Below are 24141 nucleotides of genomic sequence, written 5' to 3' on the forward strand. Positions count from 1 at the left end.
GGCATAGTCGGGCTGGCCCCCGGCATGCACGGTGCGAACCGGACGGGCCGCCCCTTCACCGGCGATTATGCGGGCGACCTGCTGTTTGCGACCTTCGCGAAGTTCGGCCTGTCGCGCGGCAAATACCAATCGCGGGTCGATGACGGGCTCGAACTCGAGGGCGTGATCATCATCAATTCGGTCAAGTGCCTGCCGCCGCAGAACAAGCCGACTCCGCAAGAGATCAACACCTGCCGCCGCTTTCTGTCCGCACAGCTTGATGCGCTGCCCCAGCTTCGCGTGTTCATCGCGCTCGGCCGGATCGCGCATGACAGCTTCCTGCGGCATCTGGGGCTGCGCGCGGCGAGCCATCCCTTCGGGCACAACGCCCTGCACGATCTGGGCGATGGCCGGGTGCTGATCGACAGCTATCATTGCAGCCGGTACAACATCAATACGGGGCGGCTGACCGAAGCGATGTTCGAGGCGGTGTTCGAGCGTGCGCTGGCTGCACGCAATCGGATCACTCCGGCGGGGTAAGCGCGGGCACGTCCTTGGCCGCGTCCTCGGGCGAGATGCCCGGCGGCGGCGCGGCGGCGATCGTTTCCTGACGCCGCATCACCCGGCCTGCGCGCTTGATCGCGGCGCGGACGCGGGGATAGGTGCCGCAGCGACACAGGTTGCGGATCGCGGCGTCGATCTCGGCATCGCTGGGATCGCTGTTCTTGCGCAGCAGCACGCTCGCCGCGATGATCATGCCGGGGGTACAGAAGCCGCATTGCACCGCCTGTTCGGCGACGAATGCCTGCTGCACCGGGTGGCTGCGATCGCGGCTCAGCGCCTCGATCGTGGTGACATAGCGCCCTTCGACCTCGGCGATGCTGACCAGGCACGAGCGGATCGCCTCGCCATCGACCACGACCATGCACGCGCCGCAATCGCCATTGCCGCAGCCATATTTGGTGCCGGTGAGGTTCGAGGCATCGCGCAGCGCCCAGAGTAGCGGCGTCTCCGGGTCGAGCCGGTACTGGACCGGGCGGTCGTTGACGGTGAACTTGGTCATGGGCTCAGCGCTTATCCGAGCCGCGCTTGCAAGTCACCCATGCACAGACCGCCCGGATGCGGATCAGTCGCGCCAGCTCGGGTCGATCTTGTCGACCTTGCGCACCATCGCGGCAAAATCGGGCACGCCTGCGCCCATCGGCAGTTGCACCTGGCTGAGATCGCGCTGGTGCACCGCGACGACCTCGTCGGGCACGATGATCGGCTTGCCCATCGACATGGTGGCGAGCTGGATCTCGCACGCGCGCTGGAGCGACCAATAGGTGATGAACGCCTCTGGCAGGGTGCGGCCCATGACCACCGGGCCATGGTTCTTCAGCATGAGCACGCGCTTGCCGCGAACGGCCTCGACCAGCCGCTCGCCTTCTTCGGCGCGCACGGTGACGCCCTCGAAATCATGATAGGCGATGTTGCCGATGAAGTTGCAGGCATAGAAATTGGTCGGCTGCAATCCACCTTCGGTCGAGCAGACCGCCATGGTCGCGGTGGTGTGCGTGTGGATGATGCAGTGCATGTCCGGCAGTTCCTTGTGGAACACGCTATGCTGCGTGAAGCCCGCCTTGTTCACCGGATAGGGCGAGCCGTCGAGCTTTTCGCCATCGGAGTTGATCTTGACCAGGTTGGAGGCGCAGACCTCGCTGAAATGCAGGCCATAGGGGTTGATCAGGAAGGCGTCTTCCTCGCCCGGCACCTTGAGCGTGATGTGGTTGTAGATCATTTCCGACCAACCCATCATGTCAAACACGCGGTAGCAGGAGGCGAGCAGCTTGCGCGCTTCATGCTCCTCGGTGGTCATCTGGGGGCTCGGCTTCAACGCGGTGGCCATCACGCTCTCCTGTCTCTATCTTTGGTGGCTATGTGCAACCTGTATCGCATGACAAGCAACGCCGATGCAATCCGCCAGTTGTTCGGCGCGGCGCTGGGTACGGTCGATCTGGGCGGGGCGAACCTGCCGCCGTTCGAGGGCATCTATCCCGATTACGATGCGCCGGTGCTGGTGGCGCAAGGGCAGGGCGCTAGTCTCGCGACGATGCGCTGGGGCTGGCCCCCATTTGGCGAGGTCAAGCGGCCGATCACCAATGTGCGTAACCTGAACTCGCCGATGTGGCGCGGCGCACTGCGCGATCCGGCGCGGCGCTGCCTGGTGCCGGTGACCGCGTTCTGCGAATATGGCGCCGCCCCCGATCCGGTCACGAAGCGCAAGCGGCAGCACTGGTTTGCGCTTGCATCGGGCGAACCCTTCGCCTTTGCCGGGATATGGCGCCCGGTGGAGGAGGGCGCACGCTTCGCCTTTCTTACCTGCGAGCCCAATGCGCTGGTCGGTGCGGTGCATCCCAAGGCGATGCCGGTGATGCTGGCGGGCGAGGGGCTGGGTCAATGGCTGCGCGCCGAATGGGACGAAGCCGAGCGGCTGGTCGCACCCTTTCCCGATAATGCCATGGCCGAGCTGCCATCAGTGTCACCAACCGATGCAAGCGAGGCACAGCCCGGGCTTTTCGGCTGAAACGGCGCGAAATTCCTTGAAAATGCCGATGCGCGCTGGTATCGGCCCCGCGTGACCGACAGCCATGCGGCTGGCGTGCCCTATTTTATTGGCCTTCTAGCTTTGGCTTTGCTGTCCGTTTTCCGCGCCCCTCGGCGTGGCGCGAGCGGGTTTGCAGGCCGTGAATCGAAATGGAGCTGACGTAAGTTTATGCAGATTCTCGTACGCGATAACAATGTTGACCAGGCGCTGCGGGCGCTCAAGAAGAAGCTGCAGCGCGAAGGTGTGTATCGCGAGATGAAGCTGCGTCGGCATTACGAGAAGCCCAGCGAGAAGCGCGCCCGTGAAAAGGCCGCTGCCGTGCGTCGCGCGCGCAAGCTGGAGCGCAAGCGCATGGAACGTGACGGCGCGAAATAAGCCGGTTATAGCATCGCTAACCTGACGGATCGGGGACGCCGATTCGTCGCAACGACCCCTGATGGGACTGGAAGGTGAAGGCCTTGCAGTGCTTTTCAGGGGTTTGTGGTACGATAACCGGAGGCTGCCATGTCCGTTACCCGCGTTCCCATTCCGCCGCTGGCCAAAGGCTCGCTGACCAAATTGTGGCTGGGCGTCGCCGCAGCCGTCGCGATCGCGGGCGGTACGGCCTGGGCCGGACTGCAGTCGGTGCCGCAATCGGCCGCCGGTTTCCTGTCGAGCAATGCCGACGAGCCGGGCGTGGTGACGACCGAGAGCGGGCTGCAGTTCAAGGAACTGGTCAAGGGTAATGGTCCGTCGCCGACCGATGCGGACGTCACGCTGATCAACTATCAGGGCACGCTGATGGACGGCACGCCGTTCGATGCCAACCAGCGCGTGCCGATGCCCGTCGCCGGATCGATCCCGGGCTTTTCCGAGGCGCTTAAGAAGATGCAGCGTGGCGGCAAGTATCGCCTCTGGATCCCGCCCGAGCTCGGCTATGGCGCGGAAGAGAAGAAGAATCCGCAGACCGGCGAGGTCGTCATTCCCGCCAACAGCCTGCTGGTGTTCGACGTCGACCTGATCGAGTTCATCCCCGAGATGCAGCTGCGCGCCATGCAGCAGCAGCTTCAGGGCCAGGGTGCGCCGGGTGGTCCTCCGGGGGCACCGCCGCCGGGCATGCCGGGCAACTGATCTGGGAATACGAAAAAGCCCGGTGGCAACACCGGGCTTTTTCTTTGGCTGGCGTTGCTGGCGGTCATACGCCTTCGGGGCGGACCGGCTCAAACGCGGCGACCATGTCCTTGAACCATTGCGGCACCGGCGCGGGACGACGGGTCGCGATCGCAAAATGGACATAGCTGATCGTCACCACGGTGAGCAGTTCGTCACCGCGAAAGATAGCGCACTCGCTGGTCAGCGAGCTCGAACCAAAGCGCTTGATGCGCACCGCGAGGTCGATGATGTCATCTGCGACGGCGCTGCCGCGGAAATCGACATCCGCATGGCGCACCATCATGTCGTGATCGGGGCCGAACAGGTTGAAGCCGGTGCTCTCGGGCTTCCCGCTCGCCAGATTGAGCGCGCGGAAATATTCGGTGATGCCGACATCGGCGTACATCAGATAGTTCGCGTTGAAGACGATATTCTGCATATCGACCTCGTGATAGTGCACGCGCTTGGGCGCGATGCTGCGATAATGGGCGCGGATGGGCGCGTCCGACATGCTGTTCCCCTCTCTCGTTCTCGTTCCGGATCGTCTGCTCCGCATACACAATGCTGGGCACAAAAAAAGGGGGGCACGAAGCCCCCCATTTCCCTGTTTTCAATCGGTTGGGTCTTTTGCCAACCTGATCGTGACCAAGCCCGGTCAAACCGTGATTGGATCAGAACTTGAAGCGGACCGAACCGCCATAGGTGCGCGGCAGGCTGGGATAGCCCGAAATGCTCTGCGACTGCGCGACCGAGTCGAACACGGTCGAGATAAAGCGGTCGTCGAGCAGGTTGCGCGCCCAGGCGGTCAGTTCGAGACCGTTGGTCAGCTCGAGCGTGGCCGAGACGTTGACCAGGTCGGTCTGGCGACGGAACTGGCGGGCAATGTCCAGCGCCGGCTGGAAGTTGCGCGTGCCGTTGGCGTTGGTGACGATGAAGCCCGGCAGACCTTCGGCGATCTGCACGTCGCTTTCATAGGCATAGTCGCCGCGCACGGTGAACTTGGTGCCGCCCGCGAACTCATAGGTGTACGAACCGCCCATCGATGCCGACAGGGCAGGGATGCCCGCCGGGGTCGCGCCGGTCAGATCACCGACCGCCGAGTTGAGGAAGCTGTCATACTTCGGATCGAGATAGGTGAAGGCGACGAACAGGTTGAGGCCGTCGGTCGGACGGACGGTGCCGTCGAACTCGATACCGAAGGTCGACTGCTTGCCCGCATTGGCGAGCGCGAAGCCGGTGCCGGTGAACACGTTGCTCTGGAAGCCCTTGATCGACTGCTTGAACACCGTGAGGTTGAACGCGACCAGCGGCCACTGCGCCTTGATGCCGGCTTCATAGACTTCCGACTCTTCGGGGCCCGCGAAGCGCGAACCGGTGGTCAGGTTCGGCAGTGCCAGGCCGGCATTGCGGATCGGCGAGGCTGCGGGGTTGTTGACCGGCGAGCCGGGGATGAAGTCGGTCGGGAACGGACGGCTGTCACGCGACAGGTTGAACGAGGTCGCCTTGAAGCCGGTGGCATAGGTGGCGTAGATGTTCAGATTGTCGGTGATCTCGTAATTCGCGCGGATGGTGTACGAGAAATCGTCGTCCTTGGTCCGGCCGCTTTCCACCGCATTGGGGAAGTTGAGGAACGGCGGCAGGAACTGCAGCGCGCGCAGGCCGAGCAGCGGGTTCACCGCCGGGTTGGTGTTGTTGGCGCGGGCAAAGGCAGCGGCACCGGTCTGGATCTGGCCGAAAGCGGCGGGCTGTGCCGCAGCGAACGCAGCGATCTGCGCCGCATTGGCCGGTCCGGGCAGGCGCAGCGCCTGGCCGACGGTGGTGGCGATGCCCTGCTGGGTGATCAGCGTGTTGCCGATGGCGACGAAATCAAGCGCCGAGAACGGATCGGTGCTGACGACGTTCGAACGGACGCGCTTCTTGTCCTCGGTATAGTTGAAGCCGAAGGTGAAGGTCAGGCGATCGGTCGGCTTGAGGTCGAACTGGCCGAACAGCGAGAACGCATCGTTGCCATAGGTGAAATCGTCGAAAATACCCTGGCCCTGGCGGAAGAAGGTGTTGTTGGGCACGCCCAGCAGCGCCTCGACGCCGGCGGCACCACCGACGGCGGGGCCGATCAGCGCGCTGGCATAGCCGCGGAAGTCGCGTCCGAACAGCAGGTCGTTGGTGAACTTGATGTCTTCGTTGAAATAGAAGCCGCCGAGCAGGAAGTTCAGCGGGCCGTCAAAGTCCGATGCGACGCGCAGTTCCTGCGTGAAGGTGTCGATCGAGGTGTTGGCGAGGTTCTGGCCGATAAGGTCGGCGCTGGTGAAGTCCGAATCCTGGTTGGTGGTCGAGCGCACTTCGCGATAGGCGGTGATGCTGGTGAAGGTCAGCGCGCCGACATTCCAGTCGCCCTGCAGCGATGCGCCGTAATTCTCGATCTCGTTGGTCGAGGGGATGTTGTTGCGCACGCGGTACGAGAACGGATCGGCTGCCTCGATCGGGCGGGCCTGGCCGCTGGCAGCACGCAGCGCCGCGGTGATCGCCGGGTTCTCGCGGATATTGGCGGCGATACAGCAATTCTCGTCGATCTTGTCATAGTCGCCGATCAGGCGGAACGACAGGTCGGCGCTCGGCTCCCACAGCAGCTGGCCGCGCACGCCCCAGCGGTCGCGGTTGTTGAACTTGATGCCGAGGTTGAGGTCGCGCGCATAGCCGTCGCGCTTGTTGATGTTGCCCGACAGGCTGAACGCCAGCGTTTCGCTGATCGGGCCGGTCACGTCGGCCTTGAGGATGCGCGCGTTGAAATTGCCATAGGTCGCTTCGACCTGGCCGCCGAACTCGAACTGGGGGCGCTCGGTGACAATGCTGATGATACCCGCCGATGCGTTCTTGCCGAAAAGGGTCGACTGCGGGCCGCGAAGCACTTCGACGCGCTCGATATTGGGAAGGTCGCCGATCTGCGCAGCCGAGCGCGAACGGTAGACGCCGTCAATGAACACGCCGACCGAAGGTTCGATGCCGGGGTTGTTCGCGCCGTTGCCGAAGCCGCGGATGATGAAATTGGTGTTGGCCGAGCTTTGTAGCTGCGAGACGCGAAGCGAGGGGACCAGGGTCTGCAGGTCGATCAGGTCGCGAATCTGCGCGTCCTCAATGTCCTCGCCGCTGGTCACCGAAACGGCGATCGGGATTTCCTGCAGCGTGGTTTCGCGCTTGGAGGCGGTGACGATGATGACGTTGCTGTCGGCATTTTCGGCGTCCTGCGCGGCATCCTGCGCAAAGGCGGATGCGGGCATGGCGAGCGTGCCGAGCGCTGCACCCGAAAGCAGAATCGTTCTCAGGCGGGTGTCGGTGATGATCATCGGGTGTTCTCCCCTAAAATGGCTGACAAAAACGGCCCCGTCCCAGGGCTCGTATGGCTTTGGGTTGTCCTTATGACTGAGACCCGACGGTCACAAACAAAAAGCTAGGAAACCCAAGCGAATCCGACGCCTGCGTGACATTATTGCAACGAAATTAACGATTGCCGCGACGTCAATTGCAAGGGGAGCAATTGTGCGTCGCAGCATTCCGTGTGCGTCAAGCGGTCGGCTCGCGCCAAATTGACGCGGACGTCAACCGATCGGGGCGCAGGCGGCCTCCAGCCAGGCCAGTGCCTCGCCATCAAGCTGCGGCGCGACCACCTCCAGTACCTTGGCGTGATAGGCATTGAGCCAGCCGAGTTCGGCAGGGCTGAGCAGCGCCGGTTCGATGCAGTGGCGGTCGATCGGCGCGAAGGTCAGAGTCTCGAAGCCGAGCATGTCGAGCTCGGCACCGGCGATCTCGAGCGGTTCGACCAGCACCAGATTCTCGATGCGGATGCCATATTCGCCTGCCTTATAATAGCCGGGCTCGTTCGAGCAGATCATGCCGGGGCGCAGCGGCTCGCCCTGGCCGCCGAACGCGGCAATGCGCTGCGGTCCTTCATGCACCGCCAGGAAACTGCCGACGCCATGGCCGGTGCCGTGCGCATAATCGACGCCATCGGCCCAGAGGAATTGGCGTGCGAGCGTATCGAGCTGCCCGCCGGTCGTCCCCTTGGGGAAGCGGATGGTGGCGAGCGCGATATGGCCCTTCAGCACCTGGGTGAAGCGCCGCTTCATTTCCGCTGTCGGCGTGCCGATGGCGATGGTGCGGGTGATGTCGGTGGTACCGTCGAGATACTGGCCGCCGGAATCGACCAGATACAGGCTGTCCGTCACGATCGGCAGGTTGGTTTCCTCGCTGACCCGGTAATGGCAGATCGCGCCGTTCGACGACGCGCCGGAGATGGTGTCGAACGAGGTGTCGATCAGCTTGCCGGTCGCTTCGCGGAATTCGAGCAGCTTGGCTGCGGCGGAAAGCTCGGTCTCGCCACCTGCCGGGCCGGCGATCGAGAGCCAGTGGAGGAAGCGACTGACCGCCGCGCCGTCGCGCGCCTGCGCGGCGCGATGGCCTTCGATCTCGGTCTGGTTCTTCATCGCGCGCGGCAGCACGCTCGGGTCGCGCTTGGCCACGATCCTGGCGCCGGCGGCTTCGAGCCGGGCAAAGATCGCCGCGACCGCGCGTTCGGGATCGACCGCGACGGCCTTGCCGCTCAGCGCGTCGAGCCCTGCCGGAAAATCGTCATAGCCATGCAGCGCGACCTGGTTGCCCAGATGCGCGCGCAGATCGTCGGTCACCTTTTCGGGGGCGACATAGAGATCGGCGCTGCCGTCCCGATGCACCACGCCATAAGAAAGCGTCACCGGCGTGTGCGTCACGTCGCCGCCGCGCACGTTGAACAGCCAGGCGACCGAATCGAGTGCGGTGATGACCGCGGCATCGAGCTTCTCGTCCGCCAGCCAGGCCGCGACATCTGCGCGCTTGTCGCCCGCATCCTTGCCAGCATATTCGAGCGCATGCGGCTTCATCACCGCATCGGGGCGCGCGGGCTGATCGTGCCATACCGCATCGACGGGATTGCTCGCGACCTCCCTGAGCGACGCGCCGACCTTGGCCAGCTTCGCGCTCGCCTGTTTCACCCAGTCGCGGGTGTGCAGCCAGGCATCATAGCCGATCACGGCCCCTTCGCCGACGTTCGCCCCCAGCCAATCCGCGACGCTCTGTTGCGCAGTGCCGACATATTCGAACAGCCGTCCGTCTACCTGATCGCGCACCTGGATCGTATAGCGCCCGTCGACGAAAATCGCCGCCCGGTCGGATAGCGCCACCGCGCTGCCCGCCGATCCGCCAAAACCGGTCAGCCATTCCAGCCGCTGCGCATAGGCGCCGATATACTCGCTCATATGCTCGTCACAGATCGGAACGACAAAACCATCCAGCCCCTGACGCTTCAGTTCTTCGCGCAAGGCGGCGAGGCGGGCTTCATGGGTGGACATCAGCATGGCGGGGTATCAACTCCTTGCAAAAGCGGTTGGGCGGCAAGATAGAGACAATCCGTGACCAGCGCCAGTCTGGCGACCGGAACGTTCTGTCGTGATCCAGTTCGAAGGGAGCCGTACATGCCGATCCGACCCAGTTTCTCATCCGCCATTGCCCGCGCCGCGCTGGTGGCGGCAATGGCCCTGTCATCCCCCGTTCTTGCTAGCGAAAGTGCATCCATGTCCGACAAGCCCCAGCCGCCCATCGCCGAGCAGCGGCCCTATAGCTACGAACGCCACGGCGTGACCGTGCAAGATCCGTGGCACTGGCTGCGCGACCAGGGCTATCCCAAGGTCGATGATGCCGATGTGCTGGCCTATCTGGAATCGGAGAACCGCTGGTTCGAAGCCGCGATGAAGCCGCACCAGGCGCTGACCGACGCGTTGTTCGAGGAGATGAAGGGCCGCATCAAGGAGGATGACAGCTCGGTCCCGCAAAAGGATGGCGACTGGCTCTACTGGGTCGAGTACGACAAGGGCGCGCAGTACAAGAAATGGTATCGCAAGCCGGTTGCGGGCGGCGAGAAGCAGCTGATCCTCGACGAGACCGAGCTTGCCAAGGACAAGGACTATTTCCGCCTCGGCGCCTTCTCGGTCAGTCCCGACGGCAGGCTGCTCGCCTATTCGGTCGACGACAACGGGTCGGAGCGGTTCGAGGCGCGGTTCAAGGACCTGACCACCGGCACCATCCTGCCCGATGTCATCCCGGGGACGCTCTCCAGCCTGGTCTGGACCGCCGACGGCAAGGCGCTGATCTATGGCCTGGCCAACGAGAACTGGCGCACCGACAATGCCCGGCTGCACGTGCTGGGCCAGCCGCTGGACAAGGATGTCGAGCTCTACAAGGAGGCGGATGAGGGCTTCCGCGTCGACGTGGGCATGACCTCGAACGAGAAGTACATCGTGATTGCCACCGGCGACAACGAGACCAGCGAGATCCGCCTGCTGCCTGCGGACAATCCGCTGGGCGAGCCGATCCTGATCAGCCCGCGCAAGAAGGGCCGCGAATATGACGTCGAGGAGCGCGACGGCACGCTGTTCATCCACACCAATGACGAGCATGTGAACTTTCGCCTCGCCACCGCGAGCATCGACAATCCGGGCGAATGGACGACGCTCATCCCCGGCAGCGACGATTTCTACATGACCGACATGAATGCCTTCAAGGACTTCTATGTCATCGAAGGGCGGCGCGGTGGCCTCGATCAGATCGAGATCCGCGATTATGCCGACCCCAAAAAGGTCCAGCCGATCACTTTTCCCGAGGCGAGCTATTCTGCGTCGCTGGGCGACAATCCCGAATGGGACATGAAGGTGCTGCGGCTTTCTTATGAATCGATGGTCACGCCCGACACCGTCTATGATTATGATGTCGCGACGCAGAAGCTGACCGTGCTCAAGGTGCAGGAGGTGCCGTCGGGCTATAACGCCGCCGATTACGAGACCGAGCGGCTTATGATTGCCGCGCGGGACGGGACCGAGGTTCCAGTTTCGGTTATCTACCGCAAGGGCTTCAGGAAGGATGGCAGTGCGCCGCTGCACCTCTATGCTTACGGCGCCTATGGCTATGCGGTTCCACCGAGCTTCTCGGTCACGCGGCTCAGCCTGGTCGATCGTGGCTTTGCCTATGCCATTGCGCATATCCGCGGCGGCGACGACCTCGGCCGCAAATGGTATCTCGATGGCAAGCTGACCAAGCGGACCAACACGTTCAACGATTTTGTCGATGTCGCCAAGGGGCTAATCGCCAAGGGATATACTGCAAAGGGCAAGGTGACCGCGAGCGGGGGCTCGGCGGGTGGCGAGCTGATGGGCGTGGTCGTCAACACCGATCCCGATCTGTGGGGCGCGGTCGTGGCGCATGTGCCGTTCGTCGACGTGGTCAACACGATGCTCGACGAGAGCCTGCCGCTGACGCCGGGCGAATGGCCCGAATGGGGCAACCCTATCACCGACAAGGCGGCGTTCGACCTGCTGCGATCGTACAGCCCCTATGACAATGTGAAGGCCCAGGCCTACCCGCCGCTGCTGGTGACCGCAGGGCTCAACGATCCGCGCGTGACCTATTGGGAGCCCGCGAAATGGGTGGCGAAGCTGCGCGTCACCAAGACCGATGACAACGCACTGCTGCTCAAGACCAATATGGGCGCAGGCCATGGCGGCAAGTCGGGCCGGTTCGACTCGCTCAAGGAGACGGCCGAGGAGTTCGCCTTCATCCTCTGGCAGATGGGCATGGCGGGCAAGTAACCGGGTCGGGGCCGGGGCAGGGCGGATGCGCCCGGCCCCGGTGCCGGCTCAGCGGCAGGGACCGAGCTGCTCGAGCACGAAATTATAGTCACGCCGCGCCAGATCGTTGTCCGCAGGCGTGTCGGAGACAAGCGCCCGCGCAGGGATTTCGCGGGGGAGCGAGCAGGCGAGCCGATACCAGAGCAGCGTGTTGCGCTTCGGCGGCGCGGCAGCCTCATCCACGATCTCGGTGAGCGACACTGCCCAGCGCGCGGCAAGGCCGGGCCGGCGCAGCACGGTGATCGACACCGGGTCCCCGGTCGACGTCGCCAGAAAGACCTGCGTCTCGCCTTCACCCTGCAGATTGCCGCGTACGTGCAGCGCCTCGCGGATGCCCTTGATTGCGGGCGGCGCGCCGGTGCTGACCAGTTCGGTCACGATCGTGCGCACCTGCTGCTCGGTGGCCGCCGTCCAGGCGACTTGCGCGTCCTTGGAGACAAGCTGGACCTCACCGGGGCGCGTGCCGGGCCGGGCGAACAGCAGGAACTGTTGCTTTCTCAGCTTGGGAACGTTGCCCTTGGCGTTACGCGGCACGTCAACCAGATAGCGAATCGATTCGCTGACGCCCTGCTTTCCGCGAATGAGATTCAATACCTGCGCCTCGACGAACAGCCGTGCCATAGTGGGAGCGACGTCGGGCGCGCGCGCCGGATCGACGACGGTGGTCTTCTTCACCTGGACCCGCAGCACCTGCGGAGCGGCATCCGCAAGGCGTGCCAGAGCGACATAGCCCGGTCCCTCCGTTTCGGATGAAACCTGTGCATTCGCGGCGTATACGATAGGAAAACCGCCACTAATTGCGATGGTTAAGGCGGTGGCGGCAGCAAGCGATCTGAGCGCGTGCGGCATGGGGGAGTCTCCTCGTTTTCGCTGTCCGGAAGGGCGGCTGTCGGGGCTCAAAGGTTAATTCAAACTGAATCCATTTAAGCGATTGCCTGCTGATAAGTTGCGCGTTAAATCCCCTTCCGGGCAAGAGAAAAACAAACCAGAGGCTGGAACACAGCGGGGGAGCGGGAAGCAAGCCGGAAGGGTTGCATTCCGCAACTTGCATGTTTCATGCACCAGCTGCGGTCATCGGCTGGTTTGTCCGGGTGTCGTGGATTGCAATGTCGGCGCTCCCCGGATGACGGGTTTCAATAGGGTAAGGAGCGTCGTTTCTGAATGGCCTATGCTGATCAACAGGCAAGCGGAAACAAGATAGTTTCCCTCGTTATCGTGGCATTGATCCACATTGTGGTGATCTATGCCCTGGTAACAGGACTTGCATATAGTGCGGTCAAGACGGTGGCTGAAAAGCTGAACGTCGTTGACGTTGAGGAAGAGGTGATCGAGCCGGAAGAGCCGCCGCCACCTCCGCCGGACCAGCCGATCACGCCGCCGCCGGTCGTAACGCCGCCGCCGATCGTTCGGACGCCGCCAACTACGGCGCCGGTCATCACCACCACCAACACTCCGCCGCCGGTGTTCATCCCGCAGCCTGTCGCTGCGCCGCCGCCTGCGCCTCCGGCACCGCCGCCGCCGCCTTCCAAGGCTTCGGGTGCATCGCCGCGTGGTAACCCGGGCAGCTGGGCAACCCCCAACGACTACCCCGCTCGCGCACTGCGTGAAGAGCGTGCTGGTACCACTCGCTTCCGCGTCACCATCGGCCCCGACGGCCGCGTGACGAACTGCGAGATCACCGGATCGAGCGGCCATGCCGATCTCGACGAGGCGACCTGCAAGAACGTGACCCGCAGGGCGCGCTTCAAGCCGGCTCTCGACGCTGCCGGAAACGCGATTTCGGATACCTATTCGAACGCGGTTCGTTGGGAGATTCCGAAGTAACATTTGGACTGGATGCCGCTGCGGCGGATTGGGTTTTGGTTCTAGACGCACCGATTTTTGGACGGCGCTCTATCTATTTTCTGAGAGGAATTTTTGATGTTGATTGAAATGCTGGCTGCGGCTGCAGGTGAAGCGCCGAAAAACGCTTTCGGTTTCGCGGAAGCTCTCGAGCAGGGCGGTGTGATCGCTTACGCCACCGTCGTTATCCTGGGTATCATGTCGTTCGGTTCGTTCTTCATCCTGTTCACCAAGCTGTTCGAACAGCAGAAGGTGCTCTCGCAGGGTGCCAAGGTTCGTGAAACCTTCTGGCGCGCTGGCAGCATGAAGGAAGGCGCCAACAAGCTCGAGAAGAACACCGCCTATCGTCAGATCGTCGACGACGGCCTGAAGGCACAGGAAGAGCATGCCAAGCTGACCGACCCCGTCGAAGCCCATGACTGGCTGCACGGTTCGCTGAGCCGTTCGGAAGCTGCCATCAACGCCAAGCTGGCTGGTGGTCTGCCGTTCCTGGCAACCGTGGGTGCGACCTCGCCGTTCATCGGTCTGTTCGGTACCGTTATCGGTATCTATCGCGCACTGATCAAGATCGGCATCGCCGGTCAGGCATCGATCGACCAGGTCGCCGGCCCCGTCGGTGAAGCTCTGATCATGACCGCACTGGGTCTGGGCGTGGCCGTTCCCGCCGTGCTTGCCTATAACTGGCTGCAGGCTCGCAACAAGCTGATCGCTGCTCAGCTGAGCGCCTTCTCGACCGACGTTCTGGGCTACATGGCTTCGAACGGCGCTGTGGTCCCGGCGACCAAGGCTCCGGCTGCTCCGGCTGCCAAGCCCGCCGCTCCGGCCGCCGCACCGATCAAGAAGTAATCCGGCACAGGGCAGGGATGCGGCCAGCCTTTCCGGCACCGCATCCCTCCCGCGCAGCCCGGCCGATAGTGCCGAAGCTGCATCGGATAGACTGGCCGTTCCGGGTTTTCCCGGTCGGCCGGTGACACAGCCACCGCTCTTTCGGGCTAGTGGCATGACAGAATAGGATTTGTTGCGATGGCAATGAGCGTTGGAGGCGCCGGCGGCGAAGAGAAGCCGATGTCGGACATCAACACCACGCCCCTCGTGGACGTGATGCTGGTGCTTCTCATCATCTTCCTGATCGCGATCCCGGTCGTGATCCAGACGGTGGATGATCTGGAAATCCCGGTCGTCGAATTCGAACCGACCGAGACGAAGAACGAAAACATCCTGCTTTCGGTTTCCTCGACTGATGCCAATGGCCTCAGCCCGGGTGACGAAGGCTTCGCGGGCGCAAGCCCGAACGGCGAATGCCGCGTCTATGTGAACGTGACGCCGGTGGACAATGCCGAGCTTCAGGAAATCGCTGTGAAGCGCCTGGAATCGATCATTGAAAATGCCGGTGGCGTGGAAAATCTGAAGGAAGAAGATCTTCCCGAAGTGCACATCCGCGGCGACGTCAATGCACCCTATCGTTGCATCGGTGGCGCAATCTTCACCGTGCAGCGCGCCGGTTTTGCCAAGGTGGGCTTCATTTCCTCGCCCATCGCGCTGGTTGAAGCAGGTTAAGCGCTTCGGTGCGCACACAGGAATTGGAGTAGCTTGATATGGCAATGAGTGGCGGCAAGGACGATGGCGAGCCGATGATGGAGATGAACACGACGCCGTTGATCGACGTCATGCTCGTGCTCCTCATCATGTTCATCATCACTATCCCGGTCCAGACCCATGCGGTGAAGATCGACCTGCCGGTCGACAGCCAGACTCCGCCGGATGTCCAGATCGAACCGGTCAAGAACAAGCTGACCGTCGATACCAACGATACCATCGCCTGGAATGGCACCCCGGTATCGCAGGGACAGCTGGCCGGCATTCTGGCACAGACCCGCAACATGGATCCGGAACCCGAACTGCAGTTCCAGCCGGATGCCCGTTCGCGCTATCAGATCACCGACGAGGTTCTCGCCGTGATCAAGCGCAGCGGCGTGACCAAGCTGGGCTTCGTGGGTAACGAACAGTATGGCACCTTCCAGAAGCCGCCGGGTCAGTAATGGACCGGCAGCCCTGGTGCTGACACAGAAAAGGGCGGCGTAGCGATACGCCGCCCTTTTTTTTGCCTGCAGTGCGGCGATCAGCTGCCGCGCTGGCGATCCGAAAGCTGACGCAGCGTCGCAAGCGCATCGCGCAGCGCGGCGTCCATGTCGTCTTCGGTGGCCGCCGGTGCGGCAGCAGCGGCTTCGGGCGCGTCGGTCGCAGCTTCATCGACCATCGGCTCCGCGGCGCTCGTCGAAACCGAAGGCGGCAGATATTCAACCTCCTCGTCCCAGAGTGGCTGCGCCCGGAAACTGGCCGTCTCCGCTTCAGCCCTGTCCTCGACCACCGGGACTTCGGTGGGTTCGTCCGCAGCGACGGCCTGTTCTTCGAAGCGCGGAACATCGCCAAGGCGGAGGCGAAACGGACGGACGGCCTCGCCTTCGCCGGTTTCGTCGACCGACGGCTTCCCAAGCGCGAAAATCTGCGCCCCAGTCGCGTCAGCAGCCATACCGGTCCGATCGGTTTGCGCCTGGTGCCGCCGCCGCGCCAGACCGGATTCGAGCCGCGCCAGCAATTCGGCCACGCTGAGATGGTCGAGCTCGTCGGCCAGCCCGGTTTCGGGCAGAGCGTCGACCGGCATGGCATCCAGCACGGGATGCGCCGCAGCGGCGACGGACCATGCCGCTTCGGCTTGTTCGGGTTCGGCGGCGTGTTTGAACGGTGCGTCGGCAGTTGGTTCTTCCGATGCTTGCGCCAGTTCGACAGTAGGTTCGGGTTCGGGCGCGTCCGGCGCCGCGAAGCGCGTTTCGGCCTCCTCTTCGATATCAGGCTCGATGAACGGCGCTGCAAAGGGCGGCGGCGCAAAGCGCAGCGACGGGGCAGGGGCCGGCGCATTCGGCGCGGGAGCGTTCACGGGCGCGATGACCGCCATGCTTTCACCCAGCTCGAGCGGAGCTGCCGCGACCGGCTCGCTTTCGGTCAGCGGTGCGCCCAGGTCTTCGCTGGCGCGGATCGGCGCACGGACCGGAGCATCGGGATGCTGGTCGCCATTGCGGATGCGCGGCGCGGCGAGGTCAGAAAAGTCGGTGATCGTGCCGGGAGCGGGCTCGCTCTTGCCGAAGCGCAGCGTGCGCAGCCAACTGGCCAGCTTGCCGCTCTTGGCCACCGGCGCGGCAGGCTGGCTCGCGTCGTTGCCGGTGTTGTCGGCTTTCCGGATGGAAGTTTCAAAACCCATTTCGTCGCTCTCCGCACGCGGCAGCAGCGCCAGCAGCGCTCCTGCGGTCAGTGTGCCAATGCCCGCGCTCAGCGCCAGCCTGGCGGTATCGCCCAGCGGCGGGGCGGCCGCGGGCAGCAATTCGGCGATGCCATAGGCGGTGACAAAGCCTTCGATGGCATTCATCGGGATGAAGCTGCTGCCGAATGCTGCCGCGACCCCTCCACCCAGCGCGATCGCTGAAGGATGGCGCGCGAGGACGCTGGCTCCGGCGGCGCCGGTGCTTTCCTGTTCGTCCGCTTGCGGTGTCGCCATGCTGCTAAGACCCTGGTGCCATCGTCATCAGGCCGCGCTGGAAATGCGCCCGCCCATGGTCCGTTCTAGCATGCGTTGGTAAACGGGTTGATAACGCTCTACATTTCGCGCCCAGTTGCGTTCCTCGCCGACAAAGCGCCGGGCTGTGGCGCGTCGCTCGTCCCAGCCCTCGCGCCCCGCGATGAGCCCGGCCAGCGCATCGGCCAGCGCCTGCGGATCGTCGGGCGCGAAAAGCGTGCCGGTGACGCCATCGGCGATGAGCTCGCGGTGGCCGCCCACGTTCGAGGCCGCGACCAGCCGTCCCTGGGCCATCGCTTCGAGCGGCTTCAGGGGGGTCACGGTTTCGGTGAGACGCATGGCCTTGCGCGGGTAGACCAGAATGTCGGTCAGGCTGTAATAATGCTCCACCTCCGAATGCGGCACGCGGCCGACAAAGCGGATGGCATGTGCCGCAGGGGAGGCCTCGGCCTGTGCGCGCAGCGCCGCCTCGGCAGGGCCTCCGCCGACCAGCAGCAGGCGGATGTCGGGATCGCGCGCGATCAGCATCGGCATGGCGGCGATCAGGTCATCGAGCCCCTCATAGGGGTAGAAGCTGCCGATAAAGCCGAGCACGGTCTTGCCGGTCAGCCCCAACGCCTCCGCGCGCGCCGGGTCCGCACGGACGGGCGTCCCGAAAAGTTCCAGGTCCACCCCATTGGGCGAGACCATGATCTTGTCCGCAGGAAAGCCGCGCGCGATCAGGTCATCGCGCAAGCCTTCGCAGATCACTGCAACGGCATCCGCCTGGGCGACGACGCGATTCTCCATCTGCCGGGTGAGCCAGTATTTGGCGGACGTCTCGCTGCCCGTGCCATTGCCGACCGCCGCATCTTCCCAGAAGGCGCGGATCTCGTAGAGCACCGGCAGGCCCAGCCTGCGCCCGGCGCGGATCGCGGCAAGCCCATCGAGCGCGGGCGAATGCGCGTGCAGGATGTCGGGCTTCCAGATCGCCGCCGTCGCCTCGGTCGCGCGGGCCAGCGCGGCGATGTCGCGCCATTCGCGTAAGCCGGGCGGCCCGGATACCGGTTCCATCGTGCGATGAAAGGTCAGGCCGTCATGCTGCTCGACCGCCTCGACATGCGAACCGGTGGGCAGCGACGCCTGGTGCCGGACGCTGGTCACGCCGCGCACCTCCAGCCCGGCGCGATGCTGCGCGGTCAGGATCGCGCGCGTGCGGAAGCTGTAGCCGCTGTGCAGCGGCAGGCTGTGATCGAGAACGTGCAGGATCCGGGTCATGGCGCGCAAGCCTATGGCGCAAAAGGATTAACGCCGCGTCAACCCATTGCGCTTATGGCTGTAAACCGCAAGCCGGCTGTTGCATAGTCGGTGCATCACCATTCGGGGCAGGGCCGCAGGTTCATGGTCGACAATTTTGCCATTGCGATCTCGCACCTGCTGATTGCCGTTGCGGCATGGCGGCTCGTCTGGCGCGCCGATCTGGACAAGGAAGATCCGCCCGAGAAGGACAAGCTGGGCTCGGGCTTCTTCCAGCCGAAACCACGGCCTCGCCAGCAGGAGCGCAGCGATGCGTGACCTTGCCTTTGTCGCATTCCTGGCCGCATTTCTTGCGCTGGGCTTCAAGCGGCCGTTCCTGTTCGTGCTGGCCTATGCCTATATCGATATCGTCGCGCCGCAGCGCCTGTCCTACTGGATGCTCAATGCGGTGCCCATCTCGCTGATCGTCTTCGGCCTCGCGTTTCTGGGCTGGCTGATCGCCGACGACAAGAAGGACATGCGCGTCTCGTTTCGCCAGGGCGTGATGCTGCTGCTGTTCCTGTGGTGCGCCTATACCACGCGAACGGCAGACTTTCCGATCGACGCGCAAGGCAAATGGGAATGGGTGTGGAAGGCGCTGGTTTTTGCGATGTTCCTGCCGCTGACCTTGCGCACCAAGCTGCGCATCGAGGCGCTGGGGCTGATGATGGTGCTGTGCGCCAGTTCGATCATCATCACCGGCGGCATCAAGACGCTGGCCTCGGGCGGAGGCGGCTATGGTGTCATGCAGCTGCTGATTTCGGACAATAGCGGGCTTTACGAGGGCTCGATCATCTCGACCGTCGCCATCTGCATCATCCCGCTGATCCTGTGGCTGGCCAATTACGGCACGGTGTTTCCGCCCGACTGGCGGGTCAAGACCTTTGCCTATGCGCTGATCTTCGCCTGCCTGCTGATCCCGATCGGCACCCAGGCGCGAACGGGGCTCGTGTGCATCGGGGTTCTTGGCGTGCTGATGCTGCGCTTCGTGCGCTATCGCTTCCTCTATGCCGGCGTGGCTGCTGCGCTGGCGGTGGCAGCGGTACCGTTCCTGCCGCAAAGCTATACCAACCGCATGGCGACGATCGGCGAATACAAGGCGGATCAGTCGGCCTCCACCCGGGTCGCTGTCTGGGCTTGGACCTGGAAATATGTGCAGCAGAACCCCGGCGGGGGCGGTTTCGAGGCCTATCTCCAGAACAGGGTCAAGTTCGATACGGTCGCGGCCAAGGGCGATGGGCCCAACACCCTGATCGAGAAGAACGAGATCGTCGACAAGGGCCGCGCCTATCATTCGAGCTATTTCGAGATGCTGGGCGAGCAGGGCTTTTTCGGGCTCCTCCTGTGGCTGGTCATCCATTTCGGCGGAATCGTGCGGATGGAGGTCATCCAGCGGATCCACCGCAAGCGCGATCGCGAGGACGAGAAATGGGTCGTCCCGCTGGCGCTGGCGTTGCAGAACGGGCAGATCATCTTCATGGTCGGCTCGGCCTTTGTCGGCATCGCGTTCCAGCCCTTCGTCTACATGCTGATCGCGATGCAGATCGGGCTCGACACCTATCTGGCGCGTCGTCGCAAGGAGGCAGCCTTCCGTCCGCTGATCGACGGGAAAGCCGCGCCCAAACTTGCCTAATGCGCGGCGCAGCCCTAACTCGGCAGCATGACGACCAAGAAGACCGCCGACGCAACCCCCGTCCTCGCCGAACCGATCACCGCTGAAGATGTCGAGCAGAAGCTGACGGGCCTATGGGCCTGGATCAGCGCGCATGCGGTCGAAATCGCGATTGCGGTGGGTGTCGGCACGGCAATCTATCTGGCGCTCGCCTATGTCCAGCGACATGCGCGGCTTTATGCGGAACGCCAGCCCGATCGGCTGTCGCTTGCTGCCATCATCGGGCGCACCCTGTCCAAGACCAAGCAGTATTTCCTGATCATGGTCTCCGCGCGGCTCGTCGTCGGCTTTTCCGAAGCCCCCGATGGCATCTTCCGCATCGTGACCTTCCTGTTCACCGTTGCCGCCGTGTTCCAGGTCGCCATCTGGGCGCGCGAGATCATTCTGGGCATGATCGAGCGCCGTGCCTCGGGCAGCGACGATGCGGGCAGCGAGACACTGGCCAACGCGATGTCGCTGATCCGGCTGCTGGTCACGGTGGTGCTGTTCGCCATCGCCGCGATCATGGTGCTCGACAATCTCGGCGTGAACGTCACCGGCCTGATCGCGGGGCTGGGCATCGGCGGTATCGCCATCGGTCTGGCGGCGCAGGGCATATTCTCGGACCTGTTCGCGGCGCTGTCGATCATCTTCGACAAGCCGTTCAAGCGCGGCGAGACGATCGGATTCGATACCACTACCGCGACGGTCGAGAAGATCGGGCTGAAAAGCGCGCGGCTCCGCTCGGTCAATGGCGAAGAGATCATCATCTCGAACACCAATCTGCTCGGCAAGCAGATCATCAACTATACCCGGCTCAACCGCCGCCGGACACGCTACCGCATCGGGCTGGTCTATCAGACCGCGCCCGACCGCGCGCGGCTCGTGCCCGCCATGCTGCGCGAAATCGTGGAGCAGGGCGGCGGCATCTTCATCCGCTGCGGCTTTGTCGGCTTCGGGGCCAGTTCGCTCGATTTCGAGCTCGATTTCGACGTGATGAGCGCCGATTTCGAGGTGGTGTTCGAAACCCGCCATCGCATCGGCATCGCCATTCTCGAGCGGTTCAATGCCGAGAAGCTGGAATTTGCCTATCCCACCCAGACCTCGTTCACCGCTGCGCCCGACGGTCGGTTCATCATGCCCTATCCCGAGGGCGGCTATCAGGTGACGATGCAGGATCACGAATGAGCCCTACCCGGTGCGCCCGACCCGAGTCGGGTGACCGGATTTCGCTTTCCGTTTCCGTAAACTGCGCCGCATAACCCGCTTGCCGTAGCGGCGCGCAGTCTTGCCTTGTATGACTGGCGGAAAAGCGCCAAAAGACGCGCATTCCAAACGACAGCGGCGCGCCGCCGCGGCTGCTGCACTATCGACAGGAGGGACAGAAATGAGCGCAATTTCCCCGCAGGAAATGAAGGACATGGTGGGCCAGAATCTGGGCACATCGGAATGGCTGCTCGTCGATCAGGAGATGATCAACAAGTTCGCCGATGCCACCGGCGATCACCAGTTCATCCATGTGAACGAGGAAATGGCCAAGATGACGCCGTTCGGCGGCACCATTGCGCACGGCTTTCTCACGCTCTCGCTCTTCCCGGTGCTGATGGCCAAGTCGGATTGCCCGCGCGTCGAGGGCGTGAAGATGGGCGTCAACTATGGCGGCAACAAGGTTCGCTTCCTCGCCCCCGTCCGCTCGGGCAAGCGCGTTCGCGGCCATTTCAAGCTGCTCGAGCTCGAAGAGAAGCGCCCCGGCCAGTGGCAGCAGACGCTCGAGTTCACGGTCGAGATCGAGGGTGAAGAGAAACCCGCCGTGATGGCCGAGTGGATCAGCCAGTTTTTCGTGTGACCCGTTTCCGCTCGCCATCGAACAGCGGCGAGCCTTTGAAGGAGAATTTCCATGCGTGATGCAGTTATCGTTTCCACCGCACGTACGCCGATCGGCAAGGCCTATCGCGGCGGCTTCAACGCCACCCCGTCGCCGACGCTCGCGGCGCATTCGATCCGTGCTGCGGTCGAGCGTGCAGGTATCGAAGGCGCCGAAGTTGATGACGTGGTGATGGGCGCCGCGCTCCAGCAGGGCGTGCAGCACACCATCGGCCGTACCGCCGCACTGCGCGCCGGTCTGCCGGTGACCGTCGCGGGCATGTCGATCGATCGTCAGTGCTCGTCGGGCGTGATGTCGATCGCGACCGCCGCCAAGCAGATCATCGTCGATCGCATGGACGTTGTCGTCGCAGGCGGCGTCGAATCGATCTCGATGGTGCAGACCCCCGAAATGCGCGTCGGCCCCGATCCGGAGCTGCTGGCGATGCACAAGGACATCTACATGCCGATGCTGCAGACCGCCGAAACGGTGGCCAAGCGCTACAATATCAGCCGCGATCGTCAGGACGAATATGCCTATCGCTCGCAGATGCGCACCGCCGCCGCCCAGGCTGCCGGCAAGTTCGACGACGAGATCGTGCCCGTGAAGGCGAAAATGGCGTTCAAGAACAAGGAAACCGGCGAGGTCACGATGACCGATGTCGAGGTGACCAAGGACGAGGGCAACCGCGCCGACACCACGCTGGAAGGCCTGAAGGGCCTGCAGCCGGTCATGGGTCCGGGCATGAACATCACCGCGGGCAATGCCAGCCAGCTGTCCGACGGCGCATCGTCGTCGGTGCTGATGGAAGCCAAGCTCGCCGAGCAGAAGGGTCTGCAGCCGCTGGGTCGCTATGTCGGCATGGCTGTCGCAGGCACCGAGCCCGACGAGATGGGCATCGGCCCGGTCTTCGCCGTCCCGCAGCTGCTCAAGCGCTTTGGCCTGAAGATGGACGATATCGGTCTGTGGGAACTCAACGAGGCGTTCGCGGTGCAGGTGCTGTACTGCCAGGACGTGCTCGGCATTCCTGACGAGCTGCTCAACGTCAACGGCGGCTCGATCTCGATCGGTCACCCCTATGGCATGACCGGCGCGCGCTGCACCGGCCACGCGCTGATCGAAGGCAAGCGTCGCGGTGCGAAATACGTGGTCGTCACCATGTGCGTCGGCGGCGGCATGGGCGCAGCTGGCCTGTACGAGGTCTTCTGATCGCGCACCCGCCGATAAGGCATCCGGAACCCGCCCTGGCAGCGATGCCGGGGCGGGTTCTTCTTTGTGTGCTGCAAATGCGAGCTCGGGAACGCGCTTCGCGGTCCGTCGTATCCCCTGTTACCAAGACAGGAGCACGATATGACCCCCGACACCCCCCATGCTTCCACCGAAGATACGTCCGAGGCGCTCGACGCGTTCTGGAGCGCGCTCGAGAGCAGCCCGTTCCTGATGCTCGGCCTGCCCGCGCAGGTTGCGCACAGCATGCCGATGACCGCGCAGTTCGATGGCCGCCACGGTCCGATCTGGTTCTATGGCTCGCGCTCGAGCCGCCTCGCCGAGGGGCTCAGCTCGACCAACGATGCGATGGCGCAATATGTCGGCGAAGGGCACAAGCTGTTCGCGTGCATCGCGGGCATGCTCACCATCGACAACGATCCCGCGATCATCGACAAGTTCTGGTCGAACGCGGTCGAGGCTTGGTACGACCAGGGCAAGGCCGATCCCGATCTGGTGATGTTCCGCTTCGACCCTAGCCATATCGAAATCTGGCAGGCGGACATGTCGCTGATGGGCAAGCTGAAAATGGCTTTTGGCGGCACGATGTCGCCCAAGGACCTCGAGGGCAAGCACGTCGAAACCGCGCTTTGACCTGAAAGTTTCCGCCGTCTGCCCATCGCGTCCGGGCAGGCGGCGGATTAACCCTGATCAGCCGAGGCTGATAATTCCGTTTTCGAAGCGGAAACCGCCTGCGCGGTCCTTCTTGAGCAGCGCCGGGCCGTCCAGATCCACCCAGTCGGCGGTCTGCGCCAGATGGAAGGCGGGGCGGATGCCGAGGCTGGTCGAGAGCATGCAGCCGACCATCGTTTTCAGCCCGCGCGCCTTGGCGGCCTCGCTCAGGCGCAGCGCTTCGGTCAGACCTCCGGCCTTGTCGAGCTTGATGTTGACCGCCTGGAAGGTCGCCGCGACCCGGTCGATATCCTCTGCGACATGGCAGCTTTCGTCGGCGCAGAAGGGCAGGGCGCTCTCGATGCCTTCGAGATCCTCCTCGAAACCGGCTTCGACCGGCTGCTCGATAAGCTCGACGCCGAGCTTCTTCAGCGCGCCCGTCATCTCTTCCAGATCGACCTCTTCCCACGCCTCGTTGGCGTCGACGATCAGCCGCGCATCGGGGGCGCCGACGCGCACGGCGGCGACGCGCATCAGGTCATCCTCGCCGTTCAGCTTCAGCTTGAGCAGCGGATAGCCCTTGGCCGCCGCCTTCCTGGCATCGGCCTTCATCACCTCGGGCTCGTTGAGCGAGATGGTATAGGCGGTGACCAGCGGCTT

The 24141-nt window shown here is 63.7% G+C and carries 24 protein-coding genes; 15 read left to right on the forward strand and 9 right to left on the reverse strand.

Annotated features, from left to right (window positions below):
• Positions 1–519, forward strand: a 519-nt coding sequence (locus AX735_RS08505) for a uracil-DNA glycosylase (RefSeq protein WP_066278561.1), incomplete at its 5' end; no start/stop codon positions are given.
• Here the strand turns inward: AX735_RS08505 and AX735_RS08510 are convergent.
• Together AX735_RS08510 and AX735_RS08515 are read right to left on the reverse strand one after the other, a co-directional pair.
• Positions 503–1042, reverse strand: a complete 540-nt coding sequence (locus AX735_RS08510; RefSeq protein WP_060977899.1) for a (2Fe-2S)-binding protein — start codon at positions 1040–1042, stop codon at positions 503–505. The two genes, AX735_RS08505 and AX735_RS08510, sit on opposite strands and share 17 nt — an antisense overlap.
• Positions 1043–1105: 63 nt before the next feature.
• Positions 1106–1867: a class II aldolase/adducin family protein gene (locus AX735_RS08515; RefSeq protein WP_066278562.1), complete on the reverse strand. Its 762-nt coding sequence runs from the start codon at positions 1865–1867 to the stop codon at positions 1106–1108.
• 30 nt (positions 1868–1897) lie between these two features.
• Between AX735_RS08515 and AX735_RS08520 the strand changes: the two genes are divergently transcribed.
• The 3 genes from AX735_RS08520 to AX735_RS08530 all read left to right on the forward strand — a co-directional run bounded on the left by AX735_RS08520 (position 1898) and on the right by AX735_RS08530 (position 3676).
• Positions 1898–2545, forward strand: coding sequence for an SOS response-associated peptidase (locus AX735_RS08520; RefSeq protein WP_066278565.1), 648 nt, complete (start codon positions 1898–1900; stop codon positions 2543–2545).
• A gap of 189 nt (positions 2546–2734) precedes the next feature.
• Positions 2735–2941 carry a 30S ribosomal protein S21 gene (gene rpsU / locus AX735_RS08525; protein WP_007688176.1) on the forward strand — a complete coding sequence of 69 codons (207 nt, stop codon included), beginning with the start codon at positions 2735–2737 and terminating at the stop codon, positions 2939–2941.
• A 129-nt stretch (positions 2942–3070) separates the two neighbouring features.
• Complete coding sequence (locus AX735_RS08530) at positions 3071–3676, forward strand: FKBP-type peptidyl-prolyl cis-trans isomerase (protein WP_066278568.1); 606 nt, start codon at positions 3071–3073, stop codon at positions 3674–3676.
• Between the two features lie 64 nt (positions 3677–3740).
• Here the strand turns inward: AX735_RS08530 and AX735_RS08535 are convergent, their stop codons facing one another.
• From AX735_RS08535 to AX735_RS08545, 3 genes are all read right to left on the reverse strand, one after another.
• Positions 3741–4208, reverse strand: a complete 468-nt coding sequence (locus tag AX735_RS08535; RefSeq protein WP_060977895.1) for an acyl-CoA thioesterase — start codon at positions 4206–4208, stop codon at positions 3741–3743.
• A gap of 160 nt (positions 4209–4368) precedes the next feature.
• Positions 4369–7038 (reverse strand): TonB-dependent receptor, encoded by a 2670-nt coding sequence (locus AX735_RS08540; protein WP_066278571.1) that lies wholly within the window; start codon positions 7036–7038, stop codon positions 4369–4371.
• Between the two features lie 252 nt (positions 7039–7290).
• A complete protein-coding gene (locus tag AX735_RS08545; protein WP_066278608.1) occupies positions 7291–9075 on the reverse strand; it encodes an aminopeptidase P family protein in 1785 nt (594 codons plus the stop codon).
• 222 nt (positions 9076–9297) lie between these two features.
• Here AX735_RS08545 and AX735_RS08550 point away from each other — a divergent pair, with 222 nt between their 5' ends.
• The gene (locus AX735_RS08550; protein ID WP_066278577.1) at positions 9298–11364 is read left to right on the forward strand and encodes a S9 family peptidase; all 2067 of its coding nucleotides are present in this window, start codon (positions 9298–9300) and stop codon (positions 11362–11364) included.
• Between the two features lie 48 nt (positions 11365–11412).
• Here the strand turns inward: AX735_RS08550 and AX735_RS08555 are convergent, their stop codons facing one another.
• Complete coding sequence (locus AX735_RS08555; protein ID WP_231750065.1) at positions 11413–12252, reverse strand: hypothetical protein; 840 nt, start codon at positions 12250–12252, stop codon at positions 11413–11415.
• 312 nt (positions 12253–12564) lie between these two features.
• Between AX735_RS08555 and AX735_RS08560 the strand changes: the two genes are divergently transcribed.
• From AX735_RS08560 to AX735_RS08575, 4 genes are all read left to right on the forward strand, one after another.
• Positions 12565–13227 carry an energy transducer TonB gene (locus AX735_RS08560; protein WP_060977892.1) on the forward strand — a complete coding sequence of 221 codons (663 nt, stop codon included), beginning with the start codon at positions 12565–12567 and terminating at the stop codon, positions 13225–13227.
• 96 nt (positions 13228–13323) lie between these two features.
• Positions 13324–14091, forward strand: a complete 768-nt coding sequence (locus tag AX735_RS08565) for a MotA/TolQ/ExbB proton channel family protein (protein WP_060977891.1) — start codon at positions 13324–13326, stop codon at positions 14089–14091.
• Positions 14092–14268: 177 nt separating this feature from the next.
• On the forward strand, positions 14269–14802 hold the full coding sequence (locus AX735_RS08570) for an ExbD/TolR family protein (RefSeq protein ID WP_066278585.1): 534 nt from the start codon (positions 14269–14271) through the stop codon (positions 14800–14802).
• Between the two features lie 38 nt (positions 14803–14840).
• A complete protein-coding gene (locus AX735_RS08575; protein ID WP_060977889.1) occupies positions 14841–15284 on the forward strand; it encodes an ExbD/TolR family protein in 444 nt (147 codons plus the stop codon).
• Between the two features lie 80 nt (positions 15285–15364).
• On the opposite strand, the gene AX735_RS08580 is transcribed toward AX735_RS08575, so the two are convergent.
• On the reverse strand, positions 15365–16795 hold the full coding sequence (locus AX735_RS08580) for a hypothetical protein (RefSeq protein WP_066278591.1): 1431 nt from the start codon (positions 16793–16795) through the stop codon (positions 15365–15367).
• A 27-nt stretch (positions 16796–16822) separates the two neighbouring features.
• On the reverse strand, positions 16823–18070 hold the full coding sequence (locus AX735_RS08585; protein WP_066278592.1) for a TIGR04063 family PEP-CTERM/XrtA system glycosyltransferase: 1248 nt from the start codon (positions 18068–18070) through the stop codon (positions 16823–16825).
• Positions 18071–18193: 123 nt separating this feature from the next.
• Here AX735_RS08585 and AX735_RS25735 point away from each other — a divergent pair, with 123 nt between their 5' ends.
• The 6 genes from AX735_RS25735 (at position 18194) to AX735_RS08610 (ending at position 23463) form a co-directional block, all read left to right on the forward strand.
• On the forward strand, positions 18194–18367 hold the full coding sequence (locus tag AX735_RS25735) for a hypothetical protein (protein WP_167348194.1): 174 nt from the start codon (positions 18194–18196) through the stop codon (positions 18365–18367).
• The gene (locus AX735_RS08590) at positions 18360–19721 is read left to right on the forward strand and encodes a putative O-glycosylation ligase, exosortase A system-associated (protein WP_066278596.1); all 1362 of its coding nucleotides are present in this window, start codon (positions 18360–18362) and stop codon (positions 19719–19721) included. Before AX735_RS25735 ends, AX735_RS08590 begins: the two co-directional genes overlap by 8 nt.
• 27 nt (positions 19722–19748) lie before the next feature.
• The gene (locus tag AX735_RS08595; protein WP_066278600.1) at positions 19749–20927 is read left to right on the forward strand and encodes a mechanosensitive ion channel family protein; all 1179 of its coding nucleotides are present in this window, start codon (positions 19749–19751) and stop codon (positions 20925–20927) included.
• A 199-nt stretch (positions 20928–21126) separates the two neighbouring features.
• Positions 21127–21585, forward strand: a complete 459-nt coding sequence (locus AX735_RS08600) for a MaoC family dehydratase (protein WP_060977884.1) — start codon at positions 21127–21129, stop codon at positions 21583–21585.
• Between the two features lie 51 nt (positions 21586–21636).
• Positions 21637–22812 carry an acetyl-CoA C-acyltransferase gene (locus tag AX735_RS08605; protein ID WP_060977883.1) on the forward strand — a complete coding sequence of 392 codons (1176 nt, stop codon included), beginning with the start codon at positions 21637–21639 and terminating at the stop codon, positions 22810–22812.
• A gap of 141 nt (positions 22813–22953) precedes the next feature.
• Complete coding sequence (locus AX735_RS08610) at positions 22954–23463, forward strand: pyridoxamine 5'-phosphate oxidase family protein (RefSeq protein ID WP_066278604.1); 510 nt, start codon at positions 22954–22956, stop codon at positions 23461–23463.
• Positions 23464–23520: 57 nt separating this feature from the next.
• Here AX735_RS08610 and AX735_RS08615 read toward each other — a convergent pair.
• The coding region (locus tag AX735_RS08615; RefSeq protein WP_446471799.1) for an enolase C-terminal domain-like protein at positions 23521–24141 on the reverse strand (621 nt) is incomplete at its 5' end.

Origin of the sequence: Blastomonas sp. CCH1-A6, from assembly GCF_001556365.1 — a bacterium.
GTDB classification, from domain to species: Bacteria; Pseudomonadota; Alphaproteobacteria; order Sphingomonadales; family Sphingomonadaceae; genus Blastomonas; species Blastomonas ursincola.